Origin of the sequence: Corynebacterium silvaticum, assembly GCF_004382825.2 — a bacterium.
Classification (GTDB): domain Bacteria; phylum Actinomycetota; class Actinomycetes; order Mycobacteriales; family Mycobacteriaceae; genus Corynebacterium; species Corynebacterium silvaticum.
In genome coordinates, this window is the sequence record NZ_SDQO02000001.1 from 883,877 (window position 1) to 896,019 (window position 12,143).

Below are 12,143 nucleotides of genomic sequence, written 5' to 3' on the forward strand. Positions count from 1 at the left end.
CCATTACTACCCCCGTTGCAGTAGCGCACATGCTTTAAACGTGCGCTAAAAAACCTTAGTTTGTTTCTGAACAACTATTCCCAGTTACTTGATGCAACTACCGCCGGATCCACTTCAAGTCCAGTCCATGCTACTGACAATTCAGCCAAAGATTCATCTTGTGCAACGCTTATTGCTTGAGCTTTGTAGAGCTCTAAAAGAGCTAAAAATCTTCCCACTATGTGCATCGAAGCTGTACAATCCTGCGTCAAAGTAAGAAAAGAAACCCATTCGTCTTTACCAGCCAAACGCAACGTATCCAGGATTTTCCCCGCTTGTTCAGGCACAGAGACTGCTACTTGATGAATGTGCCCCGTGGCAACCGTCTCTGGGGGTTTAGGCCTAAAAACACTCGCAGCAAGCTGGCCAAAAGTGTCAGGGGTATGCCCCAGAACTACCGGTGGCAGCAAACTAGCAAACTGCTCCTCCATAGCAACTGTTCGCGGAAATCTACGACGTGCATCCCGCTGCCACGACGCAAAGATATCGGCGACTTGTTTATACGCCTGGTATTGCAATAATCGTGCAAAAAGAAGATCACGGGATTCCAAGAGCGCTAGGTCTTCTTCACTCTCCATCTCGCCCCTAGGAAGAAGACGAGCGGTCTTCAGATCTAACAGCGTCGCTGCAACCACCAAAAATTCAGTCACCACATCAAGCTCAGAATATTCTCCGAGTTGGCGAGTGTATGCAACAAACTCATCCGTCACCTTAGACAGGGCGACGTCAGTCACATCCATTTTCTTGGCGCTGATCAGTTGCAGAAGAAGATCAAAGGGGCCTTCAAAATTGTTGAGGACAATCCTAAAGCCAGTAATTTCTGGTTGATTATCCGGAATACGTGATGTCGCCACGTTCTAAGTTCTAGCTTGTGCGCTCGATGACTTCACGAGCAAGCTGACGGTACTGTTGGGCTCCCTGCGAGCTCGGGGCCCAGGTGATGATGGGCTCACCGGCCACAGAGGTCTCCGGAAACCGGACCGTCCGGGTAATGACGGTGTCAAAGACACGATCCTCGAAGACTTCCACGACTCGTGACATTACCTCGCGAGCATGCGTGGTGCGTCGGTCAAACATCGTGACCAAGATTCCCACGATGTCAAGGTTAAAGTTAAGACGATCGCGTACTTTTTCCACGGTATCAGTAAGCAAAGCAAGTCCACGCAACGAGAAATACTCACACTCCATGGGAATAATCACGCCATGGGAACAGGTCAAAGCATTAACCGTTAAAAGCCCCAAAGAGGGCTGGCAATCCAAAATGATGTAGTCATAATCCTTCATCACAGGGCGCAAAGCACGAGCTAGTGTCTGTTCCCGACCAACCTCATTGACAAGTTGAATCTCTGCCGCGGACAGATCGATATTCGCCGGAACCAGGTCAAGACCGGGAATAGACGTGTGATGAATCGCTTGATAGATCGAGGTATGCCTATCCACGAGGAGGTTGTAAACCGTAATGTCTAGTTCCTCATACGGGATACTCAATCCTGCAGATAAAGCCCCCTGCGGGTCAAGGTCTACGAGTAGAACCTTTCGCCCTAGTTCAGCCAAGCAAGCACCCAGGTTGATCGTGGAAGTGGTTTTACCCACTCCGCCTTTTTGGTTACACATGGAAATAATCTTGGCGGGTCCATGCTTTTCCAAAGGCGTGGGATCGGGGAACTTTTGGAGCGGACGCCCAGTGAGCCCCATTTTCGAGTCTGGTGTATCGAACAGTCCCGAATCACTCATGTCTATTCCACTTCCTTGACAGTCGACGACTCTTACTTCCCGTTCACCCCACCATGTACCCAACACCAGTCGGGTCCTATCATCTTCGGCGAGACTACAACCTAAATTACACTGTTGATATTAACCGCCTGAAGAAAATTCTTGCGTAGCGCCCGCAAGACGCGCCGATCAACCTGGAGAAATTCCAATAATTCAAGCCGAAAACCTTGACCAAAGAAGGGGTGGTTTAAGCCCTAGGATGCGACTGCACCCATACACTACGCAAATTATCCGCCGTCACATGCGTATAAATCTGCGTGGTGGTCACGGATGAGTGCCCCAAAAGTTCTTGTACAACGCGAACATCCGCACCGCCCTCAAGAAGATGCGACGCATAGCTATGGCGCAAAGTATGAGGCGAAATATCTTTTTGTATCCCAGCTCTCTGCGCAGAGTTCTTCAGTATTTGCCACGCGCTTTGTCGTGATAACGCCCCGCCGCGTTTATTCAAAAAGAGCGCGTGGCTCTTTCCTTTTGCCAGCTGTGGCCGCGACCGGACGAGGTAGCGTCGTAACGCTTTCTGCGCCATCGAGCCAACAGGAACAATACGATGTTTATCCCCTTTTCCCACGATCCGCAACATGCCCTCTGTCTCTTCCAGCACCGTCACCTCATCCACTGTGAGATTCATGATTTCCGATATACGAGCACCGGTGCCATAGAGCAGCTCGATCAGGGCTGCATCGCGTAAATCCTCAGGTGTAGCTATATCGTCCGTAGGAATCGCTCCGATAAGCTCATCGACTTCTGCGATTGACAGAGTATCCGGCAGATGCCGACCAGTCGATGGAGGAGAAACCTCGCCAGCTACGTCAATGGGTATCAGCCCCTCCATCAGTGCAAATTTATGAAGCCCCCGCGCAACCACAAGTGCACGGCCTGCCGACGAAGCAGCCAAAGGCGGCTTACCTGTATCCGGATCGCCCCGCCGTAGATCAAGAACATAGGACTCGATATCTCGAGAGGTCATAGCGGCTAGATCGTCGATGCCACGATGCGAGATCCAATCAAGATACCGCTGCACGTCGCGTCGATAGTTGCTCAGGGTGTTAGCGCTAACCCCACGCTCGATGGCTAAATGCGTTAACCAGCGATCGGCGGCTGCCTTAGGGGGCGTCATGAAGAAGTTTTCAGGTCGCGATTTTTAGCAACGTCTTTTCTGCGTTCAGCTAACCGGGTAGGGCGAAGATCAAAAGGTTGATCTGAGCCTCTAAGAGTCCGAGTGCCCAGGTTATGCGCCTGCAGCGCTAAAATCCCGGATACCGCGATCGAATTAACAATGTCCCCGGCAAAGACCCTATCGACTGCCTCCGCGAGCGGCACCCATTCCAAAGCCATGTCAGCTTCTTCATCCTTGGCTTCAGGGCGCTCCACATGCGATAGGCCATGGGCAAGGTACACGCGAACTGCTTCATCGCAAAAGCCGGGGCTCGTGACCAGATCGACTAAGATTTCCCAGTCAGTTGCAGCAAGTCCAGCCTCTTCCATCAGCTCGCACTGTGCTGCGTCAAGGGGTGATTCATCTGCGACATCGAGTAGACCAGCAGGAAGTTCCCATAACCGTTGCCCAACGCTGTGTCGGTATTGCTTCACCATCGCGATGCTCTGACCTTGAACCGCAACAACTGCGACTGCCCCAAAATGCTCGACAATCTCACGATGTGCACTGGAATTACTAGGCATAGTGACGGTATCTCGGCGAACCGCCAAAATCGGGGCGTCGATAAGCAACTCAGAGCTGGTAACAGTAAAACGGTGAGTCATAATGCTCAACTTTAATAGCATTCGCGCGTATCGACGTGCAGGCCACTACGCACGAATGCTTATTGTTTGTCCTCACTCGGTGCGGGTGCCGTAGCATCAGCGTTTCCTGCAGCACCATAGGCCCCAGCACCACCGGAAAGCTGCTCTTTAAGAGCCAGGACGGTAGCAATCTTACCCCAGGAACGATCAATAGAATCCACTGAAGAAACCTGAGAAGCCGCCTTTTTATTAGCACGCAATTTCCCTAATGCCCCGCTGTCTGCCGCCATATGAATCCGACCCGCAAACACAACACCGGAACCACGAGAATCAAGCGCTTCTACAAAGGACACTTGGTTTTTCACCGTGAAATCAGCTCCGGCACCGTCGCTATCTCCACCGAGAACAACAACAGCTTGAGCAGGCAAAATCGTGCCTTCTTCATAGGAAAGATACCCGCCCTCCCTCAGCGCGTTGAGAACCAAGCTTCGTTCATCACGAGTTGCTTGTTCTTTAGCGTCTTGCGGGTTAAGCGTCAAAGCGCTTCCCAACACCTCGCCAGCATGGGTACCAGGGTCAAGCTTGTCTGTGGATAATTGAGCGCCAGCTGGCAAAACGGTAGAAACGATGTTCTTTAGACCGTCCGCACCATCCTGCGCAAAAAACTTTTCAGTCAACGAGATTGTTCCAGAGTTAATCGCACCAGCTCTCTTGAGATCCTCACCCAGGGCCTTCGCATCTTCATCCGAGGAATCAGCAGTCCGAATCATAAGAATAGGACGTTCCTTAAGCGTGTCAGGCAAGACTGATGCCGCTAGCTTATCCACAAAGTGATCTGCGCTGCTTGCTTGTGCCGCTTGAATATCCGCGCGCTCGCGAGCCTCATTGCGTTCTTTTTCCAGGGTGAGTCGCTGATGACTACTTCCACCCGACAAGTTCGGGGACAAAACATAGGTACCCAAACCCAGCCCTATGGCTAAGCCGAAGGCAAGACCTGCGGTAACCGCCGCCGAATGACCAGATTTTCGTGCCATATTCTGCTTTCCTCCTAAGAGCTATTTGAACAACCCTTGGAAAGCCAAGGCAATGTTATTCCACGTATCAATGAGGTTTTGTGTAAAACTCCCATCACCGGCTGTGCCTGCGATAACAACAGCTACAGCAATAGCCACTAAAATCCCGAGTATCGCCCACAGCCACGCAATACTTCCACCAGAGCGAACTGTGTAAAGCTTCTCAATGGCCTCGGAGTCTACTAGTCGCTCACCAATCTTTACCCGTGTAAGAAGCGCAGCTGGCGTAGCATACTCGCGCTCAGAGAAGATCGATTCCAGGTCAAAATGTGCCCCACAGCTAACAATCAAGTCCGCACCGTGGAAGTCTGCAAGTAAGAGTGCCAGATCCATAGCAGTATCCACTGATGTTGGGAAAGTCATCGCGCCGATGCCTAAATCTTGGATACGCTCCAGCCCACAGGCATGACCATCCGGTTCCGCCGGCAGTATGACGCGCGCACCGCTTCTTAATGCTTCTGCGCCCACACCTGAAGGATCACCGACTATATAGTCCGGCTTATATCCAAGCTCTACAAGCGTGTCTGCAGCAGAATCGACACCGATCAACACCGGCTCATACTCACGGATGAAGTTACGCAGATTTTTAACCTGCCCACGGTGCTGCGGTCCGGGGCTTACTACAAGGACTTTCTTTCCACGTAGATTTGCCCCGGTGTCTGGCACACCTAGGCCATCTATAAGTAGCGGAGCCTCAGCATGAATAAATTGGATGGTGTTGCCAAAATATGCTTCCATCCGTTCCACGAGCGACTGCTGTGCATCAACAAATTGTGCCTCTGCACGTACCGCATCAAGGACAGAACCCGAAGCGATAAGCTTTTCGCCATAAAAAAGCTGGCCTTCTTGCGTTAGCCGGGCTTTCTTTCCGTCTTTAAGAGTTGTCCAGATATCTACGCCGACACCTTCGACGAGAAGAATCCCGGCATCAAGCAGCATCTGCGGCCCAAAGTTCGGAATAACTCCAGTAGAAAACTGCCCGGTGTTCACAACAGCTGCAGGTTTCGCTTCTATCAGCTCTTGGGCCAAAGGACGAGAAATATCAGGGGCATCAATGACTGCAATGTCCCCTTTACTCAGACGTCCAAAGCCTTTTCCTCGCGACGAGCAGTCGCGTGTCACTGCATGAAGGCCCGGAAGGTCAGCGGATCGAGAGAACAGACTCATGGGTTGCATTGTCCAATGAAAACTGCTCAACCCGGTGAGGCGCGCGGAAGATTATCAAAGAATAAGGGAAGAAATACGATCTTTTCTTACACCTATTTTCTTTTAGTCCCGCCACTCCTTGATCTCTGACCTAGCCTTATCCAATAATTCTGCAGCATGAGCCCGACCGCTTTCGGTGTCTTCCAGTCCCGCGAGCATCCGAGAGAGCTCCTCCACTCGCCGCTCATCGCTAAGGTCCTCAACCCCAGAGGCTACAGAAGTATCGCCTACATTTTTAGCTACGTGTAAGTGTGTATCCGCATAGGCAGCTACCTGGGCTAGGTGAGTAACCACGATAACCTGATTCCATTGAGCAAGCCTTGCTAATCGACGTCCAATCTCTACGGCTGCACGACCTCCCACGCCGGCATCGACCTCATCAAAAACAAGAGTCGTTCCCCGCGAACCTGCAGAAAGAATCACTTCCAATGCCAACATCACGCGGGACAATTCTCCGCCGGATGCTGAAGATGCAAGCGGCCGTGGCTCAGTTTGAGAATTCGGAGCCAACCGAAATTCAATTGAGTCAATACCATGCGCACTAGGCTCAGAACGCTGAATATCCACCGAGAAAACGGCCTTGGGCATGGCTAAACCTTGTATCTCTTCTGTGACTTTAAGACTCAGGTTTTTAGCCGCTTTAGCTCTAGCTTGAGAAAGCTTTTTATTAACTGCATCGAGTTTCTTGGCCGCACGAGACACTGAGCGTTTAAGTTCCTCTAGCGCCTCCGGAGAGACGTCAATGGACTCCAACTTTTCTTCAGCTTTCATCCGCCATCGCAACACTCCTTCAATATCAGGAGCGTATTTACGGGTAAGGGATTTCAGGGCTTGCTGACGCTGGAGAGACTGCTCCAGTTGGTCTGCATCCATGGGCAATTCGCCCAAGTATTTTCCTAGTTCTCCTGATAGCTCCGCAAGAATTGTGGTGACTTGATCGAGCTGCTCAGCGATTCCCCTTAGCACTGGATCTGAGCTATTGTGCACGGCGGAGAAAGCTCGCCCTACAAGGTCAGAGGCAGCACCACCATCGCTATCGGCAAAATCTCCGAACTCACTAAGCGCCTCTGCGCCGTCGATAGCACCCAACGCGGTAGTGGCCTGTTCTCTCAGCTCGTCTACATCTTGTAGTCGGCGGATGAGAGATTGGATTTCAGCGTCTTCCCCAGGCTGCGGATCAATATCGGAAATTTCTTTGATGGCAAACTCCAGACGATCTACTTCCTGAGCGAGTTCCATCCGCGATTTGAGGCGCTCCCGATAATCTTTATCAAGCTTCCGCCAGTTTTTAAAAGCATGAGAGCATTCCTCCAGCAAAGGAGATATAGCCGGGTCAAAGCGGTCCAAAGCCTCCCGCTGCCGATCCGAATTAAGAAGCCTTAACTGGTCATTTTGTCCATGAATCGTGAGGAGTTCTGCAGAAAAATCCGAAAGGCTAGCAGCTGGCACAGCCCGGCCACCCAGATATGCTTTTGAACGCCCCTGAGCGCTCACGGTACGCGATGCAATGATCTCCCCATTTTCGTCCAAAACCCCACCCACGGAGGCAACAACCTCACGTCCGTGTTCTGCGATAGTTCCGCTGACGCTATCCAGGGTAAAGCGCCCTTCTACCGCGGCACGCGCTGCCCCTGAACGTACGCGCTGTGCATCAGCCCGGCCACCCGTCAGCAGCCTTAAGCCGGTAACAACCATTGTTTTACCCGCGCCGGTTTCACCTGTCAGGACGGTCAGCCCCCCACTCAATTCAAGCGAAGCGTGAGGTATAGCGCCAAGGTTTTCAATGGCAATGTCTGCAAGCATGCCCACATACTACATCAAACAGCCCAGATTATGCGAACATCCGTTCTACTTTTTGGGGTGAGGTTTTAAGAATCAGAGCAATTCTTTTCCGACAACCGAGCATTTGATGGACCACGCCATCCCTCAACAGGAAGTCGCAGCTTAGATACCAAACGGTCTGCAAAAGGCAAGTTATCTAATCGCACCCATTTAACAGAGCGTTGTCCTTTGCGCGCTTCCGTTCGTGCGCCCGGTGGCATTGCGATTGACCGGAAACCATCCATGACAGCCATTGCGGGAAAAGAATGTGGCTTGGATTCCACTGCGACCAAGGAGTGCGGACTAACAACCAACGGCTTAGTAAAGAGTGCATGCGCATTGTTGGGCACCACCACGATTGCATCAAGTTCGGGCCACAGAACAGGGCCGCCAGCAGAGAAAGCATAGGCAGTAGACCCCGTTGGCGTCGAGACAATCACACCATCGCAGCCAAAAGAGCTCACGGGACGCTCATCTACTTCCAGCGTTGCATCAAGCACACCACGTCTATTGGTGTTTTCAATGCTGACTTCATTCAGCGCCCATCCCCGTTTTAAAAGATTTCCCTCTTGATCTCGCACTTCAACATCCAGCGTCATCCGTTCTTCGACGCGATAGTCACCTTTCATAACACGGTGCACTGCCTCATCAAGCGAGTCTTTTTCCCATTCAGCGAGGAAACCAACATGTCCAAGGTTGATCCCCAGGACAGGCAAATCAGCTGCGTGGGCTAGATCAGCCGCTCGCAAGAATGTTCCATCGCCTCCTAGAACCAAAATAAGCTCTACGCCACTTGTTGCGTCTAAGGAATGCGTCACTCTTTCAAATTGGCTAAGCACTGGGTGGCTGGATACCGTGGTGTCTGATTCAGGGACCAGAATACGAACTGCAATCCCGGCGTCGTCGAGAAGCTCAGCAGCAAGAGCTGCCGTGGCCACATTAGAGTCACGACCCGTATGTGGCACGAGCAAAATAAGCCGATTCTCAGAGCTATGAAGCTGATTCATTGTAGTCCTTCCATAACAGCCTTATGAACCATTGCACGGAGGACATCTGGATCGGCGGCCGCCTTACCGCCATCTTTTTTCAGCCATAAGAAGAATTCAACGTTTCCCGAAGGACCGGGCAACGGCGATGCCACCGCGCCCACTAAGCTCAGTCCCAAGCTTTGTGCAAACTCGGCGACTTCCACCGTCACCTCTTCTCGCAGCTGTGGATCACGCACTACGCCGCCGCTGCCCAGGCGTTGCTTTCCTACTTCAAATTGGGGCTTGACCATGGGGATGAGGTCAGCACCATCAGCAAGACACTCCACGATTGCAGGTAGCGTGAGTTTGAGAGAGATGAAAGAGAGATCTCCGACCATCAAATCGCAGGGTCCTTGCGTGGCTTCTACGTCGAGGTTTCGTATATTCGTACGATCCAAGACAAGAACACGATCATCGTTTTGCAAACGCCATATGAGCTGACCATATCCAACATCAACCGCTACAACTTGAGAGGCTTTACGACGCAAAAGCACATCGGTGAAGCCTCCTGTTGACGCCCCTGCGTCCAAAGCTTTCTTACCCTCAATGCTTAACCCTTGGGGTTGAAAAGCCTCAAGAGCACCAAGCAGCTTATGCGCGCCACGCGACGCCCAATCGTTGATAGCGGATTCTTCAACCCGTATTGACACTTCTGGTTCTACTTGCGTCGCTGGCTTAGTGGCTAGTATTCCCTGGACGTACACTTGCCCACCACGAATCATATCCACAGCATGCTCACGTGAGCGCGCAATCTTGCGGCGCACCAACTCCGCATCAAGGCGTTTTCGAGAAGCCACTTACAGTCTCAAACCTTCCTACGGTAAAAATTACTGAAGCGCGCTGTGAAGGACTTCATGCGCACGAGCTAAAAGTTCAGATTCCGCTGCGAGATCACTCGGGGTCTCAGATAATATTTCCGCTAATTCGCTCTTCACCTCGTCTGGAGTTACTCCCTGCAGACGAGGATCATGGGGTTTCGGCGCCTCCACGATTTATCACTCCCAGTCTAAGAGCACGCGCTCAGCATGCTCCCCACGGGTAAGCAGCTTTCCGGTCCAGGCCTCGCGTTCCCAAGCAATACCGGCTACCGTACGCAACGCTTCCATGGACGTTGCGGCCGACGTCCCTCCGCTTAGCTCAATATCATTGCCACACCACTCGGCATGGAATTCACCTTGGCTACCAGGCAGAAGCTTACTAGGCAGTGCAAACAAATCGGATAAATTTAATCCTAGATATGTTGGGCGTTCAGAAGGAATAGCCCGTAGGAGATCCCAATGTCGGGATACACCAGTCATTACATGAAGCGTCGCCATATCTGCAGCTACGCCTCCCGCAATATCCGTATTGAGACGATCACCAATAGCCAACGGCTTAGAAACTCCCAGACGTTGAGCTGCTACGTTAAACATCGCAGCCTCTGGTTTTCCAGCAGACACAGGATGCACACCCGTTGCGTTCACAATAGCTGCAACCATTGAGCCATTTCCCACGCACAATCCGCGCTCGGTTGGCAGCGTCGAATCTAAATTCGACGCGAAGTAGCGAGCACCGTTCCGGATAGACATTGCGGCCTCAGAAAGCTCTGCCCATCCGGTTTCAGGATTATGTCCGTGGAACACCGCACGCGGCTTTTCATCAGCAGATACTGCCACTGTGTAACCAGCGTTTCGTGCTAGGGCTTTAAAGGAGTCAGTTCCAAGCACATACACTGTATCGCCAGGCTGCAGGTATTCCGAGGCAAGATCAATTGCTGCCTGTGCGGAGGTCAATACGTCCTCATCGCAAGCAGCAATGCCAATTTTTTGAAGCATCTCGGCCACAGCACTAGGTCCACGAGACGCATTGTTAGTGATAAACGCTACGGGCAGCGTATTCTTCTCAAACGCCTCCACCGCCATTGGCAATGCCCTGCCTCCTTCCCAGACGGTTCCGTCAAGGTCAAAGAACAGAGCATCATGATGCTGGAGTAAAGACATACTCTTCAGCTTAGTTCACGTTAGTAGAAGCAGATAATTAGGGATTAAGAGAACTCCTGCAAACGTTCACTTGCATCGGTGTAGCCATCCACATCCTGTTTTTCTGCGATGGCAAACCACTCTCGGGCATCGTCTTTTCGACCGGCAGCCAGCAACGCATCTGCATACGCGTAGGACAAGCGCACCGCGCCCAATCCGGTTGCAGCAGCATCAGGGTTCTCACGCTGCAAGATGACCACCGCAGAATCAGGCTGGCCTAAGTCTAGACGGGCTCCTGCTACTACGATTGCAAGCTCAATCCGGGTCTCCGGATCTAAGGATGCTGGATCTTCATCGCGAGCGAGTTCGATAGCTTTCTCTGGACGACCCAATCCCCTCTCACAGTCAGCCATAACAGCGATGAGGCCAGGGCCTCCGCTCATACGGCGCGCAGCACGAAGCTCAGCAAGAGCTTCTTTCCACTCTCCCGCATGATAAGCAGCAATGCCGCATGTCTCACGAACAACCGCTATGCGGCCGGCACGATCTTTAGCTGCACGTGCATGCTTCAAAGCGAGCTGCGCGTCATCTGCCATCCATGTAGCAGCCATAATCATGTGCTTAGCCACTGCGTTCGCATTGTCTTTGGCTAAAACCTTAAGATCCTGCAATACCATAGGATCCAGATCACGCACGTCGATGTCATCCGGCAAATCCGGTTCATTCACGCGATTATTGATGCGTTCTTCGCGGTAGCCTGGACGAATTGGCCCGCGCTGCTGTTTATCGCGGTCAGCTCCACCGCGTTGTGAGTGGCGGCGTTCCCCATCACGGCCACGATCATTACGTGGTCGATCAGAGCGTTCACCATCTCCACGGCGATATTCTGGGCGCCCGCCTCGACGGTGCTCACTATTACGCTCACCGTTCCAGTCTTTACGACGGTCATCCCGACGAGGCCCCCGCCTATCGTCATCCCAACGGGAACTCTGACGACGATCGTCGCGGCGTTCGTCCCCTCGCTTACCGCGATCATCAAAACGCTCCCTGCGATCTCTATCAAAGGGGCGTCCGGACTTACGGTCGTTCTCATCCCGGCGTCGTCCGTAGCCTTCTCGACGTCCGCCACTTGAGCTTCCAGCGCGTCGGTCATTTCCCTCATGGCGGTCATTACGTCCCCATGAGGTCTCACCACGGCGTCCCCGTTCACCACCTTGACGGCGGTCGTCACGAGACTTAAAGCCGCGCTGCGAGCGGCCTTCACGGGAATGAGAATCAGCCATAAAATTCCTTTATTAAAATGCGGAAATAGGGTGTGTAGTATAGAAGAAATTTTATCCTCCTACACAACACACACCCTATATAACCACTCTTCTATCAAATTTTTTGGTTGGCGGCGACCTACTCTCCCACACCCTCCCAGGTGCAGTACCATCAGCGCAATCGGGCTTAGCTTCCGGGTTCGGAAAGGGACCGGGCGTACCCCCGACACTATAACCACC

12 protein-coding genes and 1 rRNA gene are annotated in these 12,143 nt (G+C 52.3%); all 13 read right to left on the bottom strand.

The genetic code is table 11. From position 1 onward, the window contains the following. Positions 1-74: 74 nt before the first annotated feature. Positions 75-893, bottom strand: coding sequence for a segregation and condensation protein A (locus ET810_RS04060; protein ID WP_087453907.1), 819 nt, complete (start codon positions 891-893; stop codon positions 75-77). Between the two features lie 10 nt (positions 894-903). Then, positions 904-1,773: a ParA family protein gene (locus ET810_RS04065; protein WP_087453906.1), complete on the bottom strand. Its 870-nt coding sequence runs from the start codon at positions 1,771-1,773 to the stop codon at positions 904-906. A gap of 226 nt (positions 1,774-1,999) precedes the next feature. Then, on the bottom strand, positions 2,000-2,932 hold the full coding sequence (gene xerD, locus ET810_RS04070) for a site-specific tyrosine recombinase XerD (RefSeq protein ID WP_087453905.1): 933 nt from the start codon (positions 2,930-2,932) through the stop codon (positions 2,000-2,002). Beyond that, complete coding sequence (locus tag ET810_RS04075) at positions 2,929-3,597, bottom strand: NUDIX domain-containing protein (protein ID WP_087453904.1); 669 nt, start codon at positions 3,595-3,597, stop codon at positions 2,929-2,931. Before ET810_RS04075 ends, xerD begins: the two co-directional genes overlap by 4 nt. Before the next feature lie 38 nt (positions 3,598-3,635). Then, the gene (locus ET810_RS04080) at positions 3,636-4,589 is read right to left on the bottom strand and encodes a copper transporter (protein WP_087453903.1); all 954 of its coding nucleotides are present in this window, start codon (positions 4,587-4,589) and stop codon (positions 3,636-3,638) included. 21 nt (positions 4,590-4,610) lie between these two features. Further along, positions 4,611-5,804 carry a putative cytokinetic ring protein SteA gene (steA, locus tag ET810_RS04085; protein ID WP_087453902.1) on the bottom strand — a complete coding sequence of 398 codons (1,194 nt, stop codon included), beginning with the start codon at positions 5,802-5,804 and terminating at the stop codon, positions 4,611-4,613. 93 nt (positions 5,805-5,897) lie between these two features. Then, positions 5,898-7,637 carry a DNA repair protein RecN gene (gene recN / locus ET810_RS04090; protein WP_134315889.1) on the bottom strand — a complete coding sequence of 580 codons (1,740 nt, stop codon included), beginning with the start codon at positions 7,635-7,637 and terminating at the stop codon, positions 5,898-5,900. 65 nt (positions 7,638-7,702) lie between these two features. Further along, complete coding sequence (locus ET810_RS04095; RefSeq protein WP_087453900.1) at positions 7,703-8,662, bottom strand: NAD kinase; 960 nt, start codon at positions 8,660-8,662, stop codon at positions 7,703-7,705. Further along, positions 8,659-9,480, bottom strand: a complete 822-nt coding sequence (locus ET810_RS04100) for a TlyA family RNA methyltransferase (RefSeq protein ID WP_134315887.1) — start codon at positions 9,478-9,480, stop codon at positions 8,659-8,661. Before ET810_RS04100 ends, ET810_RS04095 begins: the two co-directional genes overlap by 4 nt. A gap of 30 nt (positions 9,481-9,510) precedes the next feature. Continuing rightward, entirely contained in the window at positions 9,511-9,672 is a 162-nt protein-coding gene (locus ET810_RS11945; protein WP_166741065.1) for a hypothetical protein, read from the bottom strand. Positions 9,673-9,678: 6 nt separating this feature from the next. Then, positions 9,679-10,662 (bottom strand): HAD-IIA family hydrolase, encoded by a 984-nt coding sequence (locus tag ET810_RS04105; protein ID WP_087453898.1) that lies wholly within the window; start codon positions 10,660-10,662, stop codon positions 9,679-9,681. Between the two features lie 44 nt (positions 10,663-10,706). Continuing rightward, a complete protein-coding gene (locus tag ET810_RS04110) occupies positions 10,707-11,924 on the bottom strand; it encodes a hypothetical protein (RefSeq protein WP_087453897.1) in 1,218 nt (405 codons plus the stop codon). Positions 11,925-12,029: 105 nt separating this feature from the next. Next, positions 12,030-12,143, bottom strand: a 5S ribosomal RNA gene (gene rrf / locus ET810_RS04115); the annotation flags it as partial.

Excerpts from the sequence above, each read along its gene's own strand:
- ET810_RS04065 (WP_087453906.1), bottom strand. The coding sequence starts at position 1,773 with ATGAGTGATTCGGGACTGTTCGATACACCAGACTCGAAAATGGGGCTC.
- xerD (WP_087453905.1), bottom strand. The coding sequence starts at position 2,932 with ATGACGCCCCCTAAGGCAGCCGCCGATCGCTGGTTAACGCATTTAGCC.
- ET810_RS04075 (WP_087453904.1), bottom strand. The coding sequence starts at position 3,597 with ATGCTATTAAAGTTGAGCATTATGACTCACCGTTTTACTGTTACCAGC.
- ET810_RS04080 (WP_087453903.1), bottom strand. The coding sequence starts at position 4,589 with ATGGCACGAAAATCTGGTCATTCGGCGGCGGTTACCGCAGGTCTTGCC.
- steA (WP_087453902.1), bottom strand. The coding sequence starts at position 5,804 with ATGCAACCCATGAGTCTGTTCTCTCGATCCGCTGACCTTCCGGGCCTT.
- recN (WP_134315889.1), bottom strand. The coding sequence starts at position 7,637 with ATGCTTGCAGACATTGCCATTGAAAACCTTGGCGCTATACCTCACGCT.
- ET810_RS04095 (WP_087453900.1), bottom strand. The coding sequence starts at position 8,662 with ATGAATCAGCTTCATAGCTCTGAGAATCGGCTTATTTTGCTCGTGCCA.
- ET810_RS04105 (WP_087453898.1), bottom strand. The coding sequence starts at position 10,662 with ATGTCTTTACTCCAGCATCATGATGCTCTGTTCTTTGACCTTGACGGA.
- ET810_RS04110 (WP_087453897.1), bottom strand. The coding sequence starts at position 11,924 with ATGGCTGATTCTCATTCCCGTGAAGGCCGCTCGCAGCGCGGCTTTAAG.